17 protein-coding genes are annotated in these 24,630 nt (G+C 58.7%); 4 read left to right on the top strand and 13 right to left on the bottom strand.

Features of this window, described 5'->3' with window-relative positions:
- Positions 1 to 59: 59 nt before the first annotated feature.
- Genes I6L40_RS13395 through I6L40_RS13370 form a run of 6 tightly spaced genes read right to left on the bottom strand, consistent with a single transcriptional unit; the run spans position 60 to position 6,363 of the window.
- Complete coding sequence (locus I6L40_RS13395; protein ID WP_254204029.1) at positions 60 to 1,559, bottom strand: hypothetical protein; 1,500 nt, start codon at positions 1,557 to 1,559, stop codon at positions 60 to 62.
- The gene (locus I6L40_RS13390) at positions 1,553 to 3,016 is read right to left on the bottom strand and encodes a VWA domain-containing protein (RefSeq protein WP_071910315.1); all 1,464 of its coding nucleotides are present in this window, start codon (positions 3,014 to 3,016) and stop codon (positions 1,553 to 1,555) included. Before I6L40_RS13390 ends, I6L40_RS13395 begins: the two co-directional genes overlap by 7 nt.
- On the bottom strand, positions 3,007 to 3,996 hold the full coding sequence (locus tag I6L40_RS13385) for a VWA domain-containing protein (protein WP_071910313.1): 990 nt from the start codon (positions 3,994 to 3,996) through the stop codon (positions 3,007 to 3,009). The genes I6L40_RS13390 and I6L40_RS13385 overlap by 10 nt, the downstream gene beginning before the upstream one ends.
- Positions 3,993 to 4,535: a DUF4381 domain-containing protein gene (locus tag I6L40_RS13380; RefSeq protein ID WP_071910311.1), complete on the bottom strand. Its 543-nt coding sequence runs from the start codon at positions 4,533 to 4,535 to the stop codon at positions 3,993 to 3,995. The genes I6L40_RS13385 and I6L40_RS13380 overlap by 4 nt, the downstream gene beginning before the upstream one ends.
- Complete coding sequence (locus tag I6L40_RS13375) at positions 4,520 to 5,422, bottom strand: DUF58 domain-containing protein (protein ID WP_071910309.1); 903 nt, start codon at positions 5,420 to 5,422, stop codon at positions 4,520 to 4,522. Before I6L40_RS13375 ends, I6L40_RS13380 begins: the two co-directional genes overlap by 16 nt.
- On the bottom strand, positions 5,413 to 6,363 hold the full coding sequence (locus tag I6L40_RS13370; protein ID WP_216994394.1) for a MoxR family ATPase: 951 nt from the start codon (positions 6,361 to 6,363) through the stop codon (positions 5,413 to 5,415). The genes I6L40_RS13375 and I6L40_RS13370 overlap by 10 nt, the downstream gene beginning before the upstream one ends.
- Positions 6,364 to 6,546: 183 nt before the next feature.
- On the opposite strand from I6L40_RS13370, the gene fadI reads away from it, so the two are divergent.
- Together fadI and fadJ are read left to right on the top strand one after the other, a co-directional pair.
- Positions 6,547 to 7,857 carry an acetyl-CoA C-acyltransferase FadI gene (fadI, locus tag I6L40_RS13365; protein ID WP_071910305.1) on the top strand — a complete coding sequence of 437 codons (1,311 nt, stop codon included), beginning with the start codon at positions 6,547 to 6,549 and terminating at the stop codon, positions 7,855 to 7,857.
- Positions 7,857 to 9,980, top strand: a complete 2,124-nt coding sequence (gene fadJ / locus I6L40_RS13360) for a fatty acid oxidation complex subunit alpha FadJ (protein WP_071910303.1) — start codon at positions 7,857 to 7,859, stop codon at positions 9,978 to 9,980. The genes fadI and fadJ overlap by 1 nt, the downstream gene beginning before the upstream one ends.
- Before the next feature lie 166 nt (positions 9,981 to 10,146).
- Here the strand turns inward: fadJ and I6L40_RS13355 are convergent, their stop codons facing one another.
- The 4 genes from I6L40_RS13355 to I6L40_RS13340 form a co-directional block, all read right to left on the bottom strand.
- Positions 10,147 to 11,667, bottom strand: a complete 1,521-nt coding sequence (locus I6L40_RS13355; protein WP_041207641.1) for a SpoVR family protein — start codon at positions 11,665 to 11,667, stop codon at positions 10,147 to 10,149.
- Between the two features lie 9 nt (positions 11,668 to 11,676).
- A complete protein-coding gene (locus I6L40_RS13350; protein WP_071910301.1) occupies positions 11,677 to 12,948 on the bottom strand; it encodes a YeaH/YhbH family protein in 1,272 nt (423 codons plus the stop codon).
- A gap of 23 nt (positions 12,949 to 12,971) precedes the next feature.
- Positions 12,972 to 14,894, bottom strand: coding sequence for a PrkA family serine protein kinase (locus I6L40_RS13345; protein ID WP_033113275.1), 1,923 nt, complete (start codon positions 14,892 to 14,894; stop codon positions 12,972 to 12,974).
- Positions 14,895 to 15,475: 581 nt separating this feature from the next.
- Entirely contained in the window at positions 15,476 to 17,389 is a 1,914-nt protein-coding gene (locus tag I6L40_RS13340) for an ATP-dependent DNA helicase RecQ (RefSeq protein ID WP_071910299.1), read from the bottom strand.
- 318 nt (positions 17,390 to 17,707) lie between these two features.
- Between I6L40_RS13340 and sstT the strand changes: the two genes are divergently transcribed.
- Entirely contained in the window at positions 17,708 to 18,958 is a 1,251-nt protein-coding gene (gene sstT, locus I6L40_RS13335) for a serine/threonine transporter SstT (RefSeq protein WP_071910297.1), read from the top strand.
- Between the two features lie 365 nt (positions 18,959 to 19,323).
- On the opposite strand, the gene I6L40_RS13330 is transcribed toward sstT, so the two are convergent.
- The 3 genes from I6L40_RS13330 to pabB form a co-directional block, all read right to left on the bottom strand.
- Positions 19,324 to 20,622 carry a serine/threonine transporter gene (locus I6L40_RS13330; protein WP_216994393.1) on the bottom strand — a complete coding sequence of 433 codons (1,299 nt, stop codon included), beginning with the start codon at positions 20,620 to 20,622 and terminating at the stop codon, positions 19,324 to 19,326.
- 216 nt (positions 20,623 to 20,838) lie between these two features.
- Positions 20,839 to 21,405 carry a CoA pyrophosphatase gene (locus I6L40_RS13325; RefSeq protein ID WP_071910295.1) on the bottom strand — a complete coding sequence of 189 codons (567 nt, stop codon included), beginning with the start codon at positions 21,403 to 21,405 and terminating at the stop codon, positions 20,839 to 20,841.
- 41 nt (positions 21,406 to 21,446) lie between these two features.
- On the bottom strand, positions 21,447 to 22,730 hold the full coding sequence (pabB, locus tag I6L40_RS13320) for an aminodeoxychorismate synthase component I (RefSeq protein ID WP_239693784.1): 1,284 nt from the start codon (positions 22,728 to 22,730) through the stop codon (positions 21,447 to 21,449).
- Positions 22,731 to 23,024: 294 nt separating this feature from the next.
- Between pabB and I6L40_RS13315 the strand changes: the two genes are divergently transcribed.
- Positions 23,025 to 24,551, top strand: coding sequence for a fumarate hydratase (locus tag I6L40_RS13315; protein WP_216994392.1), 1,527 nt, complete (start codon positions 23,025 to 23,027; stop codon positions 24,549 to 24,551).
- Positions 24,552 to 24,630 lie beyond the last annotated feature (79 nt).

Below are 24,630 nucleotides of genomic sequence, written 5' to 3'. Positions count from 1 at the left end.
CTGACCCCGCTTTTTTCTAAAAAAGAGCAATGGGAGTGTCTCCTGTTGTGGAGGCTGGGTTAACCCCGCAAGGGGAACCGGTGAGCAATCAGGGCAAGGAGCTGAGCAATGCCCGCTGTTTCAACATGACAGAGCTCACGGGAGATTGTGCGCCATGGCACAATCGGCGCCAGGGGGGCAAAGCAGGCGCGATCCAGCTCGGTTTGCCATCTTTGCAACTGCTTTGTATTGGCCGGTTTGGCCCAAACGGATGGGGCGGAAAGCGAGATCCAATGGCGCAGGGCCAGGCGGCTTTGCTCGCTTTGATGGTTGGCAAGGGCCCGTTGCAGCCGATAAAAGGCGAGCCAGCGCGGAGTGTTGCGCCTTATGCCTCGCAGCAGCAGCGCCAGCAATACCCACCAGAGGCTCTCGTTGGCCAGTGGCAGTGACTCGCCCGCACCTTGCCGGCTGGCCGGTTGGAAAACGAGGCGAGTGGCAGGCAGCTTCGCCTGTTCTATACGACCGGTCTCGGTGTTGAACCAGGGCAGGGTGATTGCCGGTAGCTGATACTCTCCTGCCTCGCGGGCCAGCAGGGTTTGGCGCCACTCCCGCTCAAACAGCAGTTTGCCCGCCCGATAACGCTCCTGCTGCTGCTCGCCATCGGGGTGCGTTTGCAGCTCGGCGGGGAGCCGCTGTGCCATAAGAGGGGCAAGCTGCACCTGACTGCTGTCGCCATTTTCGAGCGTGATGGTAATGACCCGGATCAACGGCTCCCCCGCGTGCCCCTCTGCCGAGGGCTCTATCCGCTGGGTCAGCAGCAAGCGACTGGCTACCGGCGTTGCGGGAGCTTGGTCAACACGTACCTGAAGTGGGGCTGCTCGGGCGGCAAGGCGTTGCAGCTGGCCCCCGTTTTGGGGCAATTGTCCCTGTAGCCGCGGGGAGTCGATAAGCCAGAGGCCCGGTGCCTTAGCCTGGATTAGCCAGCTGCGGGTCAATCTGCCGGGTAGCCCGCTCTGCACTGGGGGAAGCCACTCATCGCTGCCAAGGCGACGAATGATGAAATGGGGCGAGTTGAGTTCACTGAGCCCGGGCTGCTGCATGGTGGTGGGGAGCCAGAGCGTGAGCCGATAGATCACCGGCTGACCGGGATAGAGGGGGCCCTGATGATCAAGCTGGGCCTCCATCTCCAGTGCGGCAGGGGGGGGGGGGGCAGGCAGAGTTGGTTGTGGTGCTGGGGCTTTGAGTGTCAGTTCGGGTGTCCACTCGTTGCCAAGCTTGAGCGGAACTATCACCACGCCGGCAGGATCATCTGGCTGGCTGGTCAGGTGCAGCGGGATCTGCCAGCGGGTCAACTGCTGCACCGGGGTGGATACCCGACTCATGGTGACTCTGCCCACGGCGAACTGGCGTAGCAGCGGCGTGATCTCTAGCTCATTGCCCTGACGTACGCCATCCGCCTCGATCACCAGCAACCAGTCTGCCGGGGTGGCACCGGGTAGCAATTCGGCCCGTGGCTGTGCCCAGCTTGGGAGACTCAACATCACAAGCAGTAGCCAGCAGAGCGTGTGATGCTTCACCATGGCTCTTCTACCTTTATGAGCTCACGGCGCAGCGCCTCTTTGCGCAGCCGCTGTTCCAGCAAAAGCACTGGCGGCGCAGGGGGCAGGGGGACCGCATCGACCGGTGTCTGTTCTGGCTTGCTGGATGCGTTGCTGAGCGTCGCCTCTGCATGGGCTGTCGACTCACCACCTTGCAGTAGCGATAGGTTGTAGAGGGCATCCTCATGGTTTGGTTCAAGGGCCAGTGTGGCCAGATAGGCCTCTTTGGCTGCGGCCAGTTCTCCCAATTGGACCAGCGCATTGCCTAGGTTGTAGTGGGCGGTCGCGCTTGTTTCCTGCTCGTAGGCCGAGACGGCTTGCCGATAATCGCCAGCCCGATACCAGGCGTTGCCGCGCCATACCGGGTTGCTGAATGTGCTGGCTGCCAGCCGGTACTCTCCCCTCAGATAGGCTTGCATCGCCTGCTCGTCTGGTGATGGCGGGAGGGGGGAGGCTTGCGTCGGGGCTGGCGCCAGCAGTGACCAGCCGATGGTTATTGCAATGAGCAGTTGGGTTCCCACCCGGGCAAGCAGCGCTAGGGGCAGTAGCGGCAACAGCAGCCAGGGGCCGAGATCGCGCGGCGCCGGGGCGAGCGCCACCGTAGTGGTCGGCAGCGGGGCAAAACGGGGAGGCTCGCTACCCAGCCACTGCAGTTCGCCACCCAGCTTGCGCGCCAGGGTTGCCATGGCTTCGCTCTGTGGCGCGGCCAGCTGGGCTGGGGTGCGTGTGGCAAAACCCAGTTCATTGGCCGGAATGGGTGGCATGGCCGCTGGTTCTGCACTGCTGGCAAGGAGAATATCGAGTCGTGGGCTATTGCTGTTGTGACAGAAAAGGCTCTCCTGACAGGGCCACTGCGCGGCAATCTCATCCATCTGTTTGTTACTCAGGCCGTCGGTGATGAGCAGCAGACGAGCCTGCTCACCGGGGGCAATCTGTTTCATGGCAAGGGCGATGGCCCGCGCGGGGTTACTGCCTTGCAACGGCATGATGTCGGGGCGCAGATCGGGCAGCAGCAGGGCGATGGCTTGATGATCCCGGGTGGGGGGCATGGCGAGATAGGCGTCGCCAGCGTAGAGAACGAGCGCAATCCGGACGTTGTTGGCAGTGCCAAGCAGTTGCTGAAGTTGCAGCCTGACCCGAGTAGCACGATCGGGTTTTAGGTCGGTGGCCTGCATTGAGCGGGAGAGATCCAGGATCCAGATATCGAGCGGCGCGGCCGGTTGCGCTTGCCACTCACTGCGCAGGGCGGGGCCGCTGAGTGCCAGAATGACCGGCAGCGTCGCCAGCCAGAGCCAAGGACTAGCCGGTTTAGCTTCTGCCAACAGGTAGGCGCGCATGGCCGGAGCCAGCATGGGGGGCTGGCGACGACGCCGCCATCCCTGCCAGAGCCAGGGGATAAGCATCAGTAGCCATAGCGGCCTGAGCAGGATCAGATCCATCGTCTCACTCTCAGCAGCAGGGCACGGGTAAATCGGTTATCTACCCCACCATGGCCTGCGGGCAGCAGTAACAACGCACAGGCCAGCGCCAGCGGCCAGGGATAAAGGTCTGTCACCGGTTGATAGTGGGCGACGGGATGGGCAATGGGTTCCAGCTGGTTGATGGCCTCGTTGATCGCCTCCAGATCGTTCTGGCTGCGGGCGCGAAAATAGCGCCCATTGCCAATTTGGGCCAGCTGCTTGAGCAGGGGCTCATCAAGCTCGCTGCTGGGATCGCTCTGATCTGCGCCAGCGTCATTGAAAGGCTGCACAAAGGTATCGGGGTCGGCTCCGACCCCCAGGGTGTAGATACGTATCCCCTGCGCTGCAGCGAGTTTGGCCTCTTGCTCCGGATCGGCACTGCCTGCGGTATTGCGCCCATCGGTTACCAGCAGCAGCGCCGTCGGACGACCCCGCTCGGCATGCTGGCGTGCCAGCAGGAGCGCTTCACCGAGGGCGGTGGTACGGCCAACCAGATCAAAATCGAGTTCGTCGCTCAATGTCAGCAGTGCCGGGATCTCCTGAGTCAGGGGAGAGAGCAGGTAGGCGTGATCGGCAAAGACGACCAGCGCGATCCGATCGCCGGCGCGCTGGGCGATCAATCTCTTGATTTGCTGGCGAACCGCCGTCAGGCGCGCCAGCTGCTCGCCGCTATCGAGCATATCCGGGGTGCGCATGCTGTCCGAGAGATCGACCGCCAGCAGCAGATCACGGCTCCCCTGATAGCGCACCACCGGCTCTTCCCACCACTGGGGACGGCAGAGCGCCGCAATCAGGGCGCACCAGATAAGCCCGGCTCGCCATAAAGACATACCTGCATGGGCGCGCAGCAGGGGAAAGCCGGGGTGGGCAAGATAACCGTGGCGCAGGGGCGGCAGGCCGAAGCGCACCAGCAATGGTAGTACCAGCGCGAGCGCAAACCAGGGCCAGGCAAGGGTCATCGGTTTCCCCTTGTTCGGCTCTTGCTCGCCTGTCGTGGCTTGTACAGAAAATAGGTACGTCCCCAGCGGTAATAGTTCTGTTTAAGCTGCTCGCTCTGTTCGTGGTCGGGTGACTGATTGCCATAAAGCCAGCTGCTCCAGTGGTGGGCAAACTGGCTGAAGCGGGTATTACCCTGACGATCCAGAAACGCGAGCCACTCCTCTCCCTGCAGCAGGCGAGACTCGGGCCAGCGATGCAGCGCCTCCTGGCGCAGGTGATCCTGGATGCGGTTGACCAGCAGTTGTGGATCGCCCTCCAGCTGCCTGCACCAGCGCCTGTATTGCCGTACTCGCATTGCCAATCTGATGATCAGCACCAGTAGCAAAACGAGGATCAGGAGCCATAGCAGAGCTTGTAAACGGGGATCGAGGAGTTGCTCGCCAACCTCGGGGCCTGGATGAATGTCCCGGATCCTGTCCTTCAGCAGGGCGTTCAGGGGCGCGGTAATGGCCTCTGATGCCGGACTGCTGGTCAGGAGTGGCGCTATCCCTGATGACATAACCCCTCCTGCCACTGTTGTTGCAGCGTCTGGCCGTTATCGAGCAGGTAGAGGCGCTGTACCAGCGGCAGCAGCTGTTGCCTGCCCAGTTGCAGTTGCTGCTCGGCCGCCTGCTGGTAGCGATGGGAAAAACCGCTGTGCTGTCCATCGAGCCAACCCTGATAGGGGGCTGAAGCCCGGTTGATGGCTACCGGCAGCAAACCGCTTGGTGGCAGCACGGCTTCCAGCGGATCACGGATCTGCCAGTAGTGAATATCGTGACGCCGCGAAAGTTGCTGCAGCCGCTGGCAGAGCGCTGATTCACAGGGGCGGTGATCGGTAATGACGGTCAATCTGGCGCCATGGGGGAGTGCCGTTTGTCCGAGAGTATCGGCCAGTGTCTGGGAAAGTGGCTGGCGGGCCAGCCCCTGCCGGTAGTGATGGCAAAGGGATTCGAGCAGCGGCAGCACGTTGCCCCGCTGGCTCTGGCGATGGGGGAAAATCCCATGGCAAATCAGGGTGTTGTGCTGTTTCTCATGTCGCCAGATAAGGGCGGCCGCCAGCTCGCAGCCAAGGCGAGCCTTGAGCTGCATGGTGGAGCCGAAATACATGGCGGGGGAGAGATCGAGCAGCAGCCAGTGCGCCTGATCCTGCTCTTCACGATATAGACGGGTGTAAGGGCGCCCAAGGCGCGCCGTCACCCGCCAGTCGATATGACGAACCTCATCACCCGCCTGATAGGCGCGCAGCTCGCGAAAGGTGAGCCCGGGAGTGCGCCCCGGTTTGCCACGCTCGGTGCTGCTTCTGCCCGCGCGGGGGGACATCTTTGCCTTGGCCCAGTAGCGGATCTTGAGCAGCTGTGGCAGCGACAGGGCGATATCGGGATGGAGGTCCGGCGCTAGGGACATGGCACCTGAGCCAGCAGCTGGGCGATCAGGGTGTCGTTATCCAGATTGTCCGCTAGGGCCTGATAGCTTGGGATAAGGCGGTGACGGAGCACCGGATAGGCTTGCAGCTGGATATCTTCCGGCAGCACGAAATCCCGTCCCGCCAGCCAGGCGCGGGCACGGGCTGTACGGGCCAGTGCAAGCGTGGCTCTCGGGCTTGCCCCCACCGCGAGCAGCGGTTCAATGGCAGGGCAGAGGCCGCTACCGGGGCGGGTAGCGCAGACCAGCTCTACCAGATAGTGTTCAAGCCTGCTCTGCATGCTGACCGCCAGCACTTCGCTGCGAGCACCTTGCAAGGCGCTCTGGCTCAGGGTCACTGGCGCTGCGCCAAGCTGTTCGCCACCGGCATTGAGCTGCAAGATGGCGAGCTCCATGGCCGGGCTCGGATAATCGACTATCAGCTTGAGCAAAAAACGGTCGAGCTGTGCTTCCGGCAGGGGATAGGTTCCCTCCTGCTCGATGGGGTTCTGGGTGGCGGCCACCATAAAGAGCGGCGGCAGGCGCCAACTCTTTTTGCCCACGGTAATTTGGTGTTCTGCCATCGCCTCCAGCAGCGCAGATTGCACCTTGGCCGGCGCCCGGTTGATCTCGTCCGCCAGTATCAGATGATTGAACAGGGGGCCGGGCTGGAATACAAAACTGGCATCCTGCGGGTGAAACACCTCGCTGCCGGTCAGATCTGCCGGGAGCAGGTCAGGGGTGAACTGGATGCGAGCAAAACGCCCCTCGACAGCGCCAGCAAGCGCCTTGACGGCACGGGTTTTGGCAAGGCCGGGAGCGCCTTCGATTAATACATGTCCTTCACATAACAGGGCGATCAACAGCCCTTCGATGAGCTCATCCTGACCCAGAATTTGACTGGCAAGATAGTCCCTCAGTTGTTTGAACTCCGCCGCTGCCATGCGATAAACCCGTTGTTTTTATGGAAGTTGATCTTTTTATACTCCACTTGAGCCACAAGGGCGAGTGAAGGGCGCCAGCCTTGCTGAATTTAGTTTCAATCAGCTGTATGAAACTTGTGATTGGATTGTTAAGATGTGGCGCAGTGAGGTCAGACCTCTCCCTTATAAACCCAAGGAGCCAGGATGAAACAGCCATTGAAACTGACGACTCGCCAGGGCGAACGGATTGCCGTCGTGGCGGGGCTGCGCACCCCATTCGCCAAGCAGGCGACCGCCTATCATGGCGTCCCTGCGGTGGATCTCGGCAAGCTGGTGGTGAGCGAGATGCTCGCCCGCACCGATCTCGACCCCAAGCTTATTGACCAGCTGGTGTTTGGCCAGGTGGTTCAGATGCCGGAAGCCCCCAACATTGCCCGTGAAATCGTGCTCGGCACCGGCATGAGCGTCAACACCGATGCCTATAGCGTCTCTCGTGCCTGCGCCACCAGTTTTCAGGCGGTGGCCAACGTCACCGAATCCATCATGGCCGGTACGGTAGATATCGCTATTGCCGGTGGTGCTGACTCCTCTTCCGTGCTGCCTATCGGAGTGAGTAAGAAGCTGGCTCGCGCTCTGGTGGATCTCAACAAGGCACGCAATCTGCAGCAGCGTTTCAATATTCTGCGTCAGCTGCGGGTCAAGGATCTGCTGCCGGTGCCGCCTGCGGTGGCGGAATATTCCACCGGCCTCTCCATGGGGCAGACCGCCGAGCAGATGGCCAAGAGCCACCAGATCAGCCGCGAAGCGCAAGATGCGCTGGCGCACCGCTCCCATACCCTGGCTGCGCAAGCATGGGCCGAGGGCAAGCTCAGCGGCGAGGTGTTTACCACCCATGTACCGCCCTACAAGTCGCCGCTCGAGCGGGACAACAATATCCGTGAAAGCTCCGATCTGGCGAGCTACGCCAAGCTCAAGCCGGTCTTTGATCGGATTCATGGCACAGTGACTGCCGCCAATGCCACCCCGCTTACCGACGGCGCCGCTGCCGTGCTGCTGATGCGGGAAGGGCGAGCCAAAGAGCTGGGTCTCGAGCCGCTTGGCTATATCCGCAGCTTCGCTTTTTCGGCCATCGATGTGTGGCAGGACATGCTGATGGGCCCCTCCTATGCCACGCCGCTGGCGCTGGACAGAGCCGGCATCACGCTCAGCGATCTCACCTTGATCGACATGCACGAAGCCTTTGCCGCCCAGACCTTGGCCAACCTCAAGATGTTTGCAAGCCACGAGTTTGCCCGTGACAAGCTGGGCCGCGATCAGGCCATCGGCGAGGTGGACATGGAGAAGTTCAACGTCCTCGGTGGTTCGCTGGCCTATGGCCACCCCTTTGCCGCGACCGGTGCGCGGATGATCACCCAGACCCTGCATGAGCTGCGTCGTCGTGGTGGGGGATTGGGACTCAACACCGCCTGTGCGGCGGGTGGATTGGGCGTGGCTATGGTGTTGGAGGTTGAATAATGAGCGCTAAGACTTTTTCCCTGGATGTTCGCCATGATGGCATTGGCATTCTCACCATGGATGTGCCGGGCGAGAGCATGAATACCCTGAAAGCCGCCTTTGTGGAGGAGATCCGCACCGTGCTGGCCGAGGTGAAACGCAACAAGGATTTGATCGGTCTGGTGATCACCTCCGGCAAGAAGGATTCCTTCATCGCCGGAGCCGACATCACCATGCTGGCCGCCTGCGCCAGTGCCAAGGATGCCGAGACCCTGTCGCGGGAAGGGCAGGTTATCTTTGCCGAGATCGAGTCATTGACCATCCCGGTGATCGCCGCTATTCACGGCCCTTGCCTCGGCGGCGGGTTGGAGCTGGCGCTGGCCTGTCATGGCAGAGTTGTGACCGATCACGGCAAAACCGTGCTGGGTCTGCCCGAGGTACAACTTGGTCTGCTGCCAGGATCCGGTGGTACCCAGCGCCTGCCGCGCCTTATCGGGGTGGCCAAGGCGCTTGATCTGATGCTGACCGGCAAGCAGGTGCGCGCCAAGCAGGCCAAAAAGTTGGGGCTGGTGGACGATGTGGTACCGCCTTCGATCCTGCTGGATGCCGCCATCAAGTTGGCCAAGAAGGGCAAGCCCCGCCACGAGTTGAAGCGGGATCTGCAGGGCAAGCTGCTGGAGACCAACAAGCTTGGCCGCAAGGTGCTGTTCGATCAGGCACGCAAAGGGGTGATGAGCAAGACGCGTGGTAACTACCCCGCGCCGGAGCGGATCCTGGACGTGGTGCGCATCGGTGTGGAGGAGGGGATGCAGGCTGGCCTCGCCGCCGAGTCCCGCCACTTCGGCGAGCTGGTTATGACGGTCGAGTCTGCTGCCCTGCGTTCTATCTTCTTTGCCACCACGGAAATGAAGAAAGAGGTCACCTATCAGGGGGCCGAGCCGCGCAAGGTGGGTCACGCGGCCGTGCTGGGTGGTGGTCTGATGGGGGGCGGCATCGCATTCGTCACCGCCACCAAGGCGGGCGTACCGGTGCGGATCAAGGATGTGGCAAGCGCCGGGATCGGCAATGCCATGCGCTACAGCTACGACATTCTGGCCAAGAAACTCAAGCGCCGTCATATCCTGCGCAGTGAGCTTGAGAAGCAGATGAGCTTGCTGACCGGTACTCTGGACTACTCCGGTTTCCACCGGGTCGACATGGTGGTGGAGGCGGTGTTTGAAGATCTCAATCTCAAACACCAGATGGTGAAGGATGTGGAGCGTGAGTGTGGTGAACACACAGTGTTTGCCTCCAATACATCGTCACTGCCCATCAACCAGATAGCTTCAGTGGCGAGCCACCCCGAGCGGGTTATCGGGTTGCACTACTTCAGTCCGGTCGACAAGATGCCGCTGGCTGAGATCATCCCCCACGCCGGCACCAGTGCCGAGACGGTCGCCACCACTCTGGCCTTTGCCCGCGCACAGGGCAAAACGCCTATCGTGGTGAAGGACGAAGCCGGTTTCTACGTCAACCGCATCCTCGCTCCCTACATGAACGAAGCAGCACGTCTGGTGCTGGAAGGGGAGCCGGTAGAGGTGCTGGATAGCGCGTTGCTCGACTTCGGTTTCCCGGTTGGTCCCATCACATTGCTCGACGAAGTGGGCATCGATGTGGGGGCCAAGATCTCCCCCATCCTCGAAAAAGAGCTGGGTGGCGAGCAGTTCCAGGCACCCAAGGCGTTCGACAAGCTGCTGCAAAACGATCGCAAGGGGCGCAAGAACGGCAAGGGCTTCTACCTCTATGGCAAGGCAGCCAAAGGTAAGAAGAAGGTGGATGAGAGCGTCTACAATGTGCTGGGGATCAAGCCGGTGGCCAAACTTGCCAAACAGGAGATTGCCGAGCGTTGTGTGCTGCTGATGCTCAATGAAGCGGCCATGACCCTTGACAGTGGCGTGGTGGCATCGGCCCGTGACGGCGATATCGGTGCCATCTTCGGTATCGGTTTCCCGCCCTTCCTCGGTGGCCCGTTCCGCTATATGGACAAGCTCGGTATTGACCATCTGGTTGGCCGTCTGGAGTATTACCAGAAGCGCCATGGTGATCGGTTCGCTCCCTGTGCCCGTCTCAAGGCGATGGCCGCGGAGCTGCAAACCTTCTACTGATAACCGCTGCAGATTGATCGCAAGCCAAAGAGGCCCGCACACCATGCGGGCCTCTTTCTATGTTGTGGTGTGTACGGGTTATTCAGGTGGTGCTGCGATGATGCAGGCAGAGGCGAAGGCCGAAAAAATGGCCCACCGAAGTGGGCCATTTGCGAGGTTGCATGGTTCAGATACCCGGCTTACGCTCCGGGCAGCGGCCGATGATATCTGCAGGCAGATCACCGTTATCCTGCTCCAGCACCACGTCGAATCCCCACAGCTGATGCAGGTGTTTGAGCACCTCATGGCGTGAGTCGCCAAGGGGTATGCGGTTGTGGGGGACATAGCGCAGGGTAAGGGAACGATCCCCTTTTACTGCCACATTGTAGACCTGAATATTGGGCTCCAGATTGCTCAGGTTGTACTGGGCTGACAGGGTATTGCGCACCTGACGATAGCCTTCGTCATTGTGAATGGCGGAGACCTTCAGATAGTTCTTCAGATCGTCGTCATCAATGGCGAACAGCTTCATGTCGCGCATCACCTTGGGACTCAGGAACTGGCTGATAAAGCTCTCGTCCTTGAAGTTCTGCATGGCAAAATGCAGTGTATCCACCCAGTTGCTGCCGGCATAGTCGGGGAACCAGTATCTGTCCTCCTCAGTCGGGTTCTCGCAGATGCGGCGCAGGTCGGTAAACATGGCAAACCCCAGCGCATAGGGGTTGATCCCCGAGTAGTAACGACTGTTGTAAGCCGGTTGATAGACCACATTGGTGTGGCTGTGCAGCACCTCCATCATGAAGCGATCGCTCAGCTTGCCCTCGTCATAGAGGTGATTGAGGATGGTGTAGTGCCAGAAGGTGGCCCACCCCTCGTTCATCACTTGGGTCTGCTTTTGCGGATAGAAATACTGACTGATCTTGCGCACGATGCGCACTATCTCGCGCTGCCAGGGCTCCAGCAAGGGGGCATTCTTCTCGATGAAATAGAGAATGTTCTCCTGAGGTTCGGCAGGGTAGCGTCTATCTTCCACCCCAGCAGCTTTATGCTGCTTGGGCAGGGTACGCCACAGCTCGTTGACCTGAGTCTGCAGATAGTCTTCCCGCGCCTTCTGACGCCGTTTCTCCTCGGCCATCGAGATCTTCTGGGGACGCTTGTAGCGATCGACCCCGAAGTTCATCAGGGCATGGCAGGAGTCGAGCAACTGCTCCACCGCTTCTATACCGTGCTTCTCTTCACACTGGGTGATGTAGTTCTTGGCGAACAGCAGGTAGTCGATGATGGAGGAGGCATCGGTCCAGGCCTTGAACAGGTAGTTGTTCTTGAAGAAGGAGTTGTGACCGTAGCAGGCGTGGGCCATCACCAGTGCCTGCATCGGCATGGTGTTCTCCTCCATCAGGTAGGCGATGCAGGGATCCGAGTTGATGACGATCTCGTAGGCCAGTCCCATTTGGCCGCGTTTGTAGTTGCGCTCGGTATGGATAAAGCGCTTGCCGAACGACCAGTGCTGATAGCCGATGGGCATGCCGACGCTGGAGTAGGCATCCATCATCTGCTCGGCGGTGATCACCTCGATCTGGTTGGGGTAGGTATCCAGCTTGTAGAAACGGGCGACCCGGGCGATCTCCTGGTGATAGGTCTCCAGCAGATCGAAGTTCCAGTCAGGCCCATCATCCAGTGGCGCTACACGTTTTTCAGTTTCGATCATGTGACCTCCTCACGCCGCTTGCTTCTTGAACAGCTCCCGGAATACCGGATAGATATCCTCAACCTTGCGAATATGCTCCATCGCAAAGTGGGGGAACTGGCTGGCCACTGATTCATACTCGTGCCACAGGGTCTGGTGGGCACGGGTGGTGATTTCGATGTAGGAGTAGTAGCGCACCCTTGGCATGATGTCCCGCGCCAGAATTTCCCGGCATTGCGGTGAATCATCTGCCCAGTTGTCACCATCCGACGCCTGCGCCGCATAGATATTCCACTGGTTGGCCGGGTAACGCTCGTTGATGATGTCATTCATCATCTTGAGCGCACTGGAGACGATGGTACCGCCAGTCTCCTGGGAGTAGAAGAACTCGTGCTCGTCCACCTCCTTGGCCTGGGTGTGGTGGCGGATATAGACCACCTCTACGTTCTTGTAGGTCCGGCTCAGGAACAGATAGAGCAGGATATAGAAACGCTTGGCCATCTCCTTGGTGGCCTGATCCATGGAGCCCGAGACGTCCATCAGACAGAACATCACCGCCTGACTGGAAGGGATGGGCCGTTTGACGAAGTTGTTGAACTTGAGATCAAAGGTGTCGATAAATGGCACCGCATCGATACGCCGTTTCAGCTCGCGGATCTCCTTCTCGAGCTGGGCAATTTCGGCAAAGTGTTCGTTGGGATCGGCGGCCAGCAGAGCCAGTCGCTCTTCCAGTTCATGCAACTGGCGCTTTTTGCCAGCTTGCAACGCCATACGCCGTGCCAGCGAGTTTTGCAGGGAACGCACCACGTTGATATTGGCGGGCACCCCGTTGGAGGTGTAGCCCGCCCGATAGGTTTTGACTTCCATCAGCTGATTGAGCTGGGTTTTCTGCAGCCTGGGCAGCTCCAGATCTTCAAACAGCAGATCGAGATACTCATCCTTGGAGATTTGGAACACGAAATCATCGGCTCCTTCCCCCTGATTGGATGCCTGCCCCTCGCCAGAACCCTGTCCGCCGCCCCCTCCTTTGGGGCGGTCAATCTTGTCGCCGGAGACGAATTGATCATTGCCGGGATGCACCATCTCCCGTTTACCGCCTTGCCCCTGATGAAAATGGGGCTCGCCGATGTCCTTGGTCGGGATGCTGATGCTCTCGCCCTTGTCTACGTCCTGAATGCTGCGCTTGGAGACAGCATCAGAGACCGCTTGTTTTATCTGCTTCTTGTAACGGCGGATGAAGCGCTGCCGATTGACAGCGCTTTTGTTTTTGCCGTTGAGCCTGCGGTCGATAAAATGCGCCATAACTCCCCCTTGAACAGTCAGGGTCAGGATGACTTGCGTACCCTGAGATACCATTCGGAGAGCAGTCGCACCTGTTTGCGGGTGTAGCCTTTCTCCATCATCCGTTCGACAAAGTTATCGTGCTTCTTCTGCTCCTCGGCCGAGGTTTTGCTGTTGAAGGAGATAACCGGCAGCAGCTCTTCCGTGTTGGAGAACATCTTCTTCTCGATCACGGTGCGCAGCTTCTCGTAACTGGTCCAGTTGGGGTTACGGCCTGCATTGTTAGCCCGGGCACGCAGCACGAAGTTGACGATTTCGTTACGGAAATCTTTCGGGTTGCTGATCCCGGCGGGTTTTTCAATCTTCTCCAGCTCGCTGTTGAGGGACGCTCTGTCAAACAGTTGGCCGGTTTCGGGGTCACGGTACTCCTGATCCTGGATCCAGAAGTCGGCGTAGGTGACGTAGCGATCGAAGATGTTTTGGCCGTACTCGGAGTAGGACTCGAGATAAGCGGTCTGAATCTCCTTGCCGATGAACTCCACATAGCGCGGGGTCAGATAACCCTTGATGAACTCAAGGTAGCGATCGTGCAGCTCTTGCGGGAACTGCTCGCGCTCGATCTGCTGCTCCAGCACATAGAAGAGGTGCACCGGGTTGGCGGCCACTTCCGCGTGGTCGAAGTTGAAGACGCGTGAGAGGATCTTGAACGCAAAGCGGGTAGAGAGACCATTCATCCCCTCGTCCACACCGGCGTAGTCGCGATACTCCTGATAGCTCTTCGCCTTTGGATCGGTGTCTTTGAGGCTTTCGCCATCATAGACCCGCATCTTGGAGTAGATGCTGGAGTTTTCGGGTTCTTTCAGCCGTGACAGCACCGAGAACTGGCCCAGCAACTCGAGGGTACCCGGGGCGCACTTGGCCTCGGTCAGCTCGCTGTTGACCAGCAGCTTCTCGTAGATCTTCACTTCTTCGGAGACGCGCAGGCAGTAAGGCACCTTGACGATGTAGACCCGGTCGAGGAAGGCCTCGTTGTTCTTGTTGTTGCGGAACTGCTGCCACTCGGATTCGTTGGAGTGAGCCAGCAAGATGCCGTCAAAGGGGAGGGCTGAGAGCCCTTCTGTACCGTTGTAGTTCCCCTCCTGAGTTGCAGTAAGCAGCGGGTGCAGCACCTTGATGGGCGCTTTGAACATCTCCACAAACTCCATCACACCCTGGTTTGCTTTACACAGTGCACCGGAGTAGGAGTAGGCATCGGCGTCATCCTGGGCGAAGTGCTCCAGCATGCGGATATCGACCTTGCCGACCAGTGAGGAGATGTCCTGGTTGTTGTCATCACCGGGTTCAGTCTTGGCGATGGCGATTTGATCGAGGATGGAAGGGTTGACCTTCTCCACCTTGAACTTGGTGATGTCGCCACCAAACTCGTGCAGACGTTTGGCAACCCAGGGGGACATGATGGGGCGCAGATAACGGCGCGGAATGCCGTACTCTTTTTCCAGGATTTCGCCATCCTCTTCGATGTCAAACAGACAGAAGGGGTGATCGTTGACCGGTGAGCCCTTGATGCGATAGATAGGCACCTTCTGCATCAGGGATTTGAGTTTTTCTGCCAGCGAGGATTTACCGCCGCCAACAGGGCCCAACAGATAGAGGATCTGTTTCTTCTCCTCCAGCCCCTGGGCGGAGTGTTTGAGGTAGGAGACAATCTGCTCGATCGCCTCTTCCATACCGTAGAAATCTTTGAATGCCGGATAGCGTGCCACGACGCGGTTGGAGAAAAGCCGGCTCAGTCTGGGGTTGGCAGAGGTGTCTACCATCTCAGGTTCACCGATGGCGGTCAGCAGACGTTCGGCCGCAGAGGCGTAGCAGGCTTTGTCCTGCTTGCACATATCCAGAAACTCCTGGATGGTGTACTCCTCTTCCCTTGCCTTTTCGTATCGCTGTTGGTAGTGCTCGAAGATGCCCATAACTTTGCCCTCGTTATAGTCGCTTGCCCTGAAAAAGTTGGATGACTGCTTTTGTGTTGTTTGCAATGTTAAGCCTAGTCAACAGCCCCCAGTAATCCATCAAGGTCGATTGGTTAAATGCGGAGGAAACCTGCCCGATCCTTGTGCGGGAGGGTCAGTCAACAACACACCTATGTTACTGACTGTTAAATTATTTTTGCCACGATAGTGAGGTAAATGTCAAAGACATAAAAAATAAATGTTTATTGGAAAGTGGAAACTACCGGTGTTGCCTGAAAGGTGAACAGTAAAAGATGAGGCAGAGGTTGGTTTGCGCAGATATGGATAAAAATATCATTACGTTCACGTCAACGTAAATTCAATGGATTAGATTTTTAACTCTAATTTTTACATTGACGCTACATTCTTGCTGCCCTAGATTGGCCATGTGTGAGCAGCGAGACGCTTTAGCAAGAGAGTGTATCGTGATCTCACCAAGCTCTGTTTAAGCACGTTTCCGTTGGCTTGACCCTCGCAATAGCGAGGGTCTTCTTTTTTCAGCGTGTGTGAGCCGTTGCGGGATGTAAGAGGTGTACGAATGGTCAGGTGTAGGCTTGCTCGACCGCCAGCAGCACGTCAGCAAATGGATGTTGTGCCAGCTGGCCGAAGCCGGCCAACGATCTTGCCTTGATTTTGCTGGTGAGCGGCATGGCGATGCCGCACAGAAAGCGGGTGAGCATGCGTGCGTCCTGTGAGCCAGCCTTGGCGATGAGTGGCTCGCACCAGGCGCGGATCCCTGCATCATTTGGCATAGTCTGCAGGGGCAGGGGAGGCAGTACAGCAACCTGGCCACGACAAACCGAGCAGTGACCACAATAGGTCGGAGCTGCTTCATCTGCGAAATAGCGGGCGAGGCGGTGGCTCAGGCACTCATCCGAGGTGAAAAAGTCGAGCATGGCTTGCAGTCTGGCCAGCTCGCTCTGCTCTTTTTGCAGGAATAGAGCGTGCAGTGCGCTGGCCTGCGCAGCGGGTTCCCAGTCATGGCGGTTTATCCGGTAGACCTCGGTCATCTGCTTGCTCTCAAGCTCGATCCAGCCTTGTTGCTGCAGGTAGTCGAGGGCTGCGACCGCGCGTTGCCGCTCTCCTTGGTAACTCTGCCAGAGGGCATCGAAATCCATGGTGCACCAGCTGCGTGCCAGTGGCGCGCAGGCGAACAGCTGCTCCAGAAACTGACGTCGTTCCGGGTTGAAGCGGGCAAGAATGTCGCGCTTCTCCAGCACGAATTTGAAACGGTAGTCAGCGTAGTAGCTGTAGGCCGGGGTGATGATGCCCGCCATCTCCAGATAGACCAGCAGGGTTTTAAGCGGCAATTGGCGGATATTGGTATCGTTCGAGAGGCGCAGCAGGGTGAACTCCCACTCGGGTCCGCTTTGGCGGATCTGGCCGAGGAGTTGAACAATGGCGTTCAGATCGGGCGTATCGCCATAGACAAAGTTCTCCAGCACCGGCAGCTGACTCTGGTTGGCCAGCACGATGCAGCGTGATGGTTGGCCATCGCGCCCGGCGCGGCCAATCTCCTGGCTGTAGTTCTCGATGGACTTGGGCAGGTCATAGTGGATCACCTGGCGGATATCTGCTTTGTCTATCCCCATGCCAAATGCGATGGTGGCGACGATGCAATCCACCTTGCCGCTCATGAAGTCGAGCTGGATCTGGCTGCGCAGCGCCGCATCGAGACCGGCATGGTAGGCACGGGCGTTGATCCTCCGTCTGACCAGCACCTCGGCGCACTCCTCTGCCGTATGTTGCAGGGTGACATAAACGATGGTCGGCGCCCCTTGAGATTGCGCCAGCGTCTGACAGAGCCATTCGCTGCGAGCCTCCGGCAGCATCGGGATGACGGACAAGTCGAGGTTGGGCCGGTAGAAGCCGGTGACGACCACCCCTTGCGGCTCAATGGTGAACTTGGCTTGCATGTCGCCAATAACGGCTGGAGTCGCGGTGGCTGTCAGCAGCAACACCTGCGGGATCTGCAACTCTTGGCGGTAGTCCGGTAGTTTGAGGTAGTCGGGGCGAAAGTTGTGGCCCCACTCCGAGATACAGTGCGCCTCATCGACGACCAGCAGCGAGAGTGGCACCTGCTGGATGAAGCGACGAAAGCGCTCGTTCTTGAGCCGTTCCACCGAGATCATCAGGATCTTGAGCTGGCCAGCCAGCGCCTGTTGCATCACCTGTCGGCTCTCTTCCGGACTCTGGCTCGAGTCGAGAGTGGCTGCGCTGATCCCCTTGCTTTTAAGGAAGGCGAGCTGATCGTGCATCAACGCAATCAGGGGCGAGATCACCAGCGTCAGGTGGGGCAGGGCAAGGGCGGGCAACTGATAGCAGAGGGATTTGCCAGAGCCGGTGGGGAAGATGGCAATGGCACTCTGGCCAGCCACGATCCGGTTGATGACCGCCTCCTGGCCAGGCCGGAGACTGGAGAAACCGAAGTGTCGGGTCAGAAGGGAGGGGATCATGGCAAGGCTCCGCAGCAAATGGCGGATGATACCACAGTTGGCTATCTGCCCATGTGTTGATAAAACGAACAAAAATGAATGGTTACTCTGTTGTTGTGTTTTTGTTGCGGTTATTTGTGCCGGATACTGGATATTTTTTGGTAGGTCTCTGGAAAAAAGCGGTGGTGAATGGGATATTCCGTCATGCAATCCGGTGACCGGCGGATCGGCCCGACAGAAGGCTGGCCGCAGGCAACCCGTCAGAACGGAATCATGCTGATGGGAGGGTTGCAGACAGGACTCATGAATCGAGCACTACGGTGCCTAGGGACTTTTTTGATGACACAACAACACCCCCTCCTTCGGCTGGTCAATAGCACCAGTCTGGTCAGCCAGATCCTGGTTGGTCTGGTTTTCGGTATCTTGCTGGCGATGTTTGCCCCCGAGTGGGCCAAAACGGCAGGTCTGCTTGGCAGTCTGTTTGTGGGCGCACTGAAAGCGGTGGCTCCGCTGCTGGTATTTGTACTGGTTATGGCTGCCATCATTGGTCACAAGCAGGGTCAGAAGACCAACATGCGACCCATTTTGCTGCTCTATCTGTTTGGCACCTTCTCTGCGGCCGTGGTCGCGGTGATTGCCAGCTTCCTCTTCCCCTCCGATCTGCATCTGGTAGCCAATACGGCCGAGATCACGCCACCGGGCGGCATCACCGAAGTGTTGCAGACCCTGCTGTTCAACGTGGTAACCAACCCGGTGAAGGCGCTGATGGATGCCAACTATATTGGTATTCTGGCGTGGGCCATTGGTCTGGGCATCGCCATGCGCCACGCCAACGAGAGCACCAAGGCGCTGATCACCGATTTGTCCCACGGCGTCTCGGCCATCGTGAAAGCGGTGATCCGCTGTGCGCCGCTCGGGATCCTGGGTCTGGTCGCTTCCACCCTCGCGGAAACCGGCTTTGACGCTCTGTTTGGTTATGCCCAGCTGCTGATGGTGCTGATCGGTTCCATGCTCTTTATCGCCTTCGTGGTCAACCCGCTGATCGTGTTCTGGAAGCTCAAGCGCAACCCCTATCCGCTGGTGCTGACTTGCCTGAAAGAGAGTGGTGTAACCGCCTTCTTTACCCGCAGCTCTGCGGCCAATATCCCGGTCAACATGGCGCTGTGTGAAAAGCTGCGTCTGCCGGAGGATACCTATGCGGTCTCCATTCCGCTGGGCGCCACCATCAACATGGCGGGTGCAGCCATCACCATTACAGTGCTCTCCATGGCGGCGGTGCATACCCTGGGGATGGAAGTTGATCTGGCAACGGCTGTGCTGCTCTCCGTGGTCGCCACCATCAGTGCCTGTGGCGCGTCCGGTGTAGCCGGTGGCTCCCTGCTGCTGATCCCGCTGGCATGCAGCCTGTTTGGTATCGGCAACGATATCGCCATGCAAGTGGTAGCCGTCGGCTTTATCATCGGCGTACTGCAGGATTCTGCCGAGACTGCACTTAACAGCTCCACCGACGTGCTCTTCACCGCAGCGGCCTGCATGGCCGAAGATGAAACCCTGCTGGAACCTGCCGCGCTGCCCAGCAGCGAGGCCTGATTGCTGCTTCGCTGGTTAATGCGGCTTTTTGGCGCCCTCTTAGGAGGGCGCTTTTTATTGCCTCGATTTTGCCTGGTTTCGTGGGTATTGCCCAACTATGCGGGGGCTTGGCAAATAGATAGGCAGACAGTCAGAAGGCTGTTGCGTAGTGACGGGTGGGGATGTGTTTACCCCACAGGGCGAGATAAAAACGGGTTCTCATGATATGAGAGGAGGGCTGTGATGGCACAGATATGCAGTAGTGCAGGGAGCTTGGTTAACCGGGGAAACTGAGTAAAGGAGCTGGGATTTCCAGAGAAGAGCGCAGAATGACGCAATAAAAAAACCAGCCGTTGCCGGCTGGTTTTTGACTATCGGAGGCGGGATTAACCGACCAGCTGATAGAGGATGGCGGAGATGGCAGTCAGGCCCATCACGGTCACGAAGACGTTGCTGATGTGACCCTGATACTTCGCCATGGCCGGTACGCGCTTGATGGCGTACATCGGCATGATGAACAGGATGGTCGCGATGATGGGGCCGCCCAGCGATTCGATCATGCCCAGGATGGAGGGGTTGGCAATGGCAGTGCCCCACAGGGTCAGGATGAAGAAGGCGATGATGAACATCTCGACTTTCTTGGCGTTCGGCTCTTTGCCAGATTTGCGCATGTTCTGGACGATCATCCCTTTTAGACCTTCACGGGCACCCAGATAGTGGCCGAAGAAGGAGGAGACGATGGCGACGAACGCAACCAGCGGACCGAAGTAGGAGATGATGGGGCTCGCATGCTGGTTGGCCAGATAGGAGAGCACGGCGATGTTCTGGGCTTTGGCTTCAGCCAGCTGAGCCGGTGTCAGGCTCATCACGCAGGAGAAGACGAAGAACATCACGAAGCCCAGCAGCACCATGGCGGTACGCTTGAGGATGGCATCGGCTTTCTCGACGGCCTGATCACCGTGGTCGCGGCGCTGGGCCAGCGAGAAGCTGGAAATGGCCGGGCTGTGGTTGAAGGAGAACACCAGTACCGGGATGGTCAGCCACAGAGTGACGGCGAAATCCTTGGCAGAAGGCACTTGCTCCAGAGCGGCGCCAGTCCAGTCCGGGATCAGGTAGAGGGAGATACCGGCCAGGATGGCGATCAGCGGGTAGACCAGCACTTCGGTCACTTTCAGCATCAACTTCTCGCCTGCCAGCATCACGGACATCATGCCCATGATCAGCACGATGGAGAGGATCCAGCGCGGCGGTGCACTCATCTGCAGCTGGTTGACCATGAAGCTTTCCACGGTGTTGGTGATACCCACGCCGTAGATCAGCACGATGGGGTAGATCGCGAAGAAGTAGAGCAGGGTGATCAGCTTGCCTGCACCGGCACCAAAGTGCTCTTCTACCACTTCAGTGATATCCGCATTGGGCTTTTTGGAGGAGAGAACGAAACGGGCCAGACCACGGTGAGCAAGGTAGGTCATCGGGCCAACCAGCAGCGCCATCACCACCAGTGGCCAGAAGCCGCCCATGCCTGCGTTGATCGGCAGGAACAGGATGCCTGCGCCAACAGCAGTACCAAACAGGCTGATAACCCAGGTTGAATCTTGTTTTGTCCAGCCTTTACTCTGGACGAAGCTTGTTCCTTGCTTCTTTATGGTCGCGACATCCTGTGCGCCAGTGACAGTATTTGACATCTATCTCACCCCGAATTGTGGTTCTTATTAAGTCGGCGGCAAGGATACGGTTTTTTTAATCAAAAATGTTGATCAAATTCATCTTTAACAGACGAAAACCCCGAGTTTCTTATAGAAACGTGATCAAAACAGTAAAAAATCAATTTTTGTTTATCATTTGACACGTTAGTTTAATGTTAATGATTAAATTCCCCCCCACTAAAAGTTGTCAAATTGTTATTTCTCGAGGTGCTGGGCCAGCTGACAGATCATGCTGGCTGTGGCACCCCAGATGTAGTGCTGTTGCCAGGGGATCCAGTAGACGGTGTGCTGTTTGCCCGCCCGAACAAAGGTGAGGGCGATATGATTGCGGCGATCGAGCAGGTGGTTTAACGGTACCTCAAAGGCATGCTCCACCTCATCTGCACTCAATTCGAGGGGGTAGTCGGCATCGAGCAGAGCCAGTACCGGCAGTACCTCGAAGCGCGAGATGGTATTGAGCGGATTGAGGGTGCCGATCACCTGCACGAGATGAGAGGGGATGCCGAGCTCCTCTCTGGTCTCCCGCAGCGCGGTGGCGATGAGATCCTGATCATCGGGGTCCTGGCGCCCGCCCGGAAAGCTTATTTGCCCGGCATGATGACGCAACCGGGTGCTGCGGCGGGTGAGCAGCAGGTGAAGGCCATCGTGGCGCTCCACGACAGGCACCAGCACCGCCGCCGGGCTGAGGCCGGCGATGGCAAGGCGATGGGCGGGCGCCGGTCGTTGCAGGGAGAAGCGGGTCAGCAGTTCGTGGCGATCCATGGCGTAACGTGGTTCCGTGGCAGTTTATCCGGGGCTCTGGCTCACAGTGCGGTGAGCAGGGGCAGAATGCGGGCGACCTTGTCATAGGTCTCCTGATATTCGCTGTCGGCGTCGGAGTCGGCGATGATGCCACCACCGGCCCAGCAGTGCAGACGGCCCGCTTCGGCAATCAGGGTGCGAATGCAGATGCTGGTGTCCATCCGGCCATGCTGGCTGAGGTAGCCGATGCTGCCGCAGTAGGCGTTGCGTCGCTGGGGCTCCAGCTCCTCGATAATCTCCATGGCGCGGATCTTGGGCGCACCGGTGATGGAGCCGCCCGGGAAACAGGCGCGCAGCAGATCTACTCCTTGCCAGCGGCTATCGAGCTCGCCATGAATGGTGGAGACCAGATGGTGCACTGCCGGAAAGGACTCTACCGCAAAGAGGTGAGGGACGCTGACCGACCCTGGCCTGCTCACCCGCCCGATATCATTGCGCAGCAGATCAACGATCATCAGATTCTCTGATCTGTCCTTGTCCGCCTGTGACAGCTCTTCGGCTATCTCCCGATCGATGACAGGATCAGGATGACGCGGGCGGGTGCCCTTGATGGGCTTGGTCTCGATATGGCGACCATCGAGCAGCAAGAAACGCTCGGGGGAGAGGCTTAAAATGGCGCTGTCCGGCAAGCGCAAAAAGGCAGAGAACGGCGCCTTGTTGGCCGCCGCCAGTGTGCAGTAAGCCTGCCACTCATCGCCCTGGTAGGGGGCACTGAAGCGCTGGGTCAGGTTGATCTGGTAGCAATCCCCAGCTGCGAGGTACTCCTGAATGCGGGCAAACTTCTCGCCATAAGCTTCCCGGCTCATGTTGCTTTGCCAGCTGCCTTGCAGGTGGAAAGGTGGTGCCGGTTCGGCAACTTGCTGCTCGAGCCAGCCGATACGTCTGGCAAGACCCGCTTCATCTCCCCAGTGCACCAGTTGCCAAGCGCCGGTCTCGACGCTGCGCAGCAGCGCCCAGTCATAGATCCCCACCGCCATGTCGGGCACCTTGATATCGGCGGCAGCCTGACTTGGCAGCTGTTCAAAGTGGCGGCCCAGATCGTAGCCAAACAGCCCGAGCGCCCCACCTATAAAGGGCAGCTTGCTGTCATGCGCGGCCGGTTGGCCAAGCAGTTGCTGCTGTAGTTCGGCCAACAGGGTGAGGGGGTCGCCATGATGCTCTTTTTCTACATTACTGCTGCGCACCGTGGTGAGTTGGCCGCAGGTTTGAAGAGTGGCCAGCGGATCGGCGGTGATGATGTCGAAGCCATTGTCGACACCAAGTGGCCCGGCTGACTCCAGCAGCATGGCCCACGGCTGATGTTGTAGCCGTGCAAATAGCGCGTGGAGAGGAGTGTGATGATCTGGATAATGGATATGCAGTGATGGCGTCATTTTATGTTACACAGGCAACAGTTTGATTCCCGAACCCTAGTCGGTGCTGGTGGGCAAGCGTATCATAGGTGTCGGTGACTAAAGAAAAAACTGCTGTGCTTCAGGTTTTTTGCTGACCGATAGTGTTTGGTTTGCGCCTCTACACAGCCATCATATGGAAGCCCTTGTTCATCGCACCCGTGCGACGCAAGGACCAGTGAGGATGATATGAGCATTATAAAAAAACAGGATTTTATCGATTCCATCGCAGATGCCCTCCAGTACATCTCCTATTACCACCCGCTGGATTTTGTCCAGGCCGCCAAAGCTGCTTATGATCGGGAAGCCAACCCCGCAGCCAAGGATGCGCTGGCCCAGATCCTGATCAACTCCCGCATGTCTGCCGAAGGCCACCGTCCGCTCTGCCAGGATACCGGCATCGTCACCTGCTTTGTGAAGATCGGCATGCAGGTGCAGTGGGACAGCGACATGACAGTGCAGGAGATGGTGGATGAAGGTACCCGCCGTGCCTACACCAATCCGGACAACCCGCTGCGCGCCTCGGTGCTGGCCGACCCGGCTGGCAGCCGCAAAAACACCAAAGACAACGCTCCTGCGGTCGTCCATATCGACATGATCCCGGGCGACAAGGTCGAGGTGAGCATCGCCGCCAAGGGCGGTGGTTCAGAGAACAAATCCAAGATGGTCATGCTCAATCCCTCCGATGATATCATCGAGTGGGTGCTGAAAACCGTGCCGACCATGGGCGCGGGCTGGTGCCCGCCCGGCATGCTCGGCATCGGCATCGGCGGTACTGCCGAGAAGGCCGCCGTGCTGGCCAAAGAGGCACTGATGGAGCACATCGACATTCAGGAGTTGATGGCCCGTGGCCCGCAAACCACTGAAGAGAAGCTGCGCGTCGAGCTCTACGACAAGGTCAACAAGCTGGGGATCGGTGCCCAGGGTTTGGGTGGCCTGACTACCGTGCTGGATGTGAAGGTGAAATCTGCGCCGACTCACGCTGCCTCCAAGCCGGTGGTGATGATCCCCAACTGCGCCGCGACCCGTCACGTTCACTTTGAACTCGATGGTTCAGGCCCCGCCGAGCTGACGCCGCCGAAATTGAGCGACTGGCCGGAGATCACCCGTGAAGCGGGTGGCAACGTGCGCCGCGTCAACGTCGACGGCATCACCAAGGCCGAGCTGGCCAGCTGGAAGAGCGGTGATACCGTGCTGCTCTCCGGCAAGATCCTCACCGGCCGCGATGCTGCCCACAAGCGTATCGCCGATATGCTGGCCCGCGGCGAAGGGCTGCCGGAAGGGGTCGATTTCACCAACCGCTTTATCTATTACGTTGGCCCGGTCGATGCGGTGCGTGACGAAGTGGTCGGTCCGGCAGGTCCCACCACCTCCACCCGGATGGACAAGTTCACCGATATGATGCTGGGTGAAACCGGCCTGATCGGCATGATCGGCAAATCCGAGCGCGGCCCGAAAACCGTCGAGAGCATCAAGCAGCACAAGGCTGTTTATCTGATGGCTGTTGGTGGCGCCGCCTATCTGGTGGCCAAGGCGATCAAGAAAGCCCGCGTGGTGGCATTTGCTGATCTCGGCATGGAAGCAATCTACGAGTTTGAAGTGGAAGATATGCCGGTGACCGTAGCGGTCGATTCCGAAGGCAACAATATCCACGAAACCGGCCCGGCCTACTGGTCTGCCAAGATTGCCGAACTGGATGGCAAACTCTCCTCCTGATCCGGCGTGCGGCCCTGGTGCCGTAATTGGCTGGATAGCGCAGATAAAAAAGGATGGCCCGCAAGGCCATCCTTTTTGT

Source organism: Aeromonas sp. FDAARGOS 1410 (assembly GCF_019048745.1).
Classification (GTDB): Bacteria; Pseudomonadota; Gammaproteobacteria; order Enterobacterales; family Aeromonadaceae; genus Aeromonas; species Aeromonas jandaei.
This window is presented reverse-complemented; position numbering and strand designations above follow the sequence as displayed.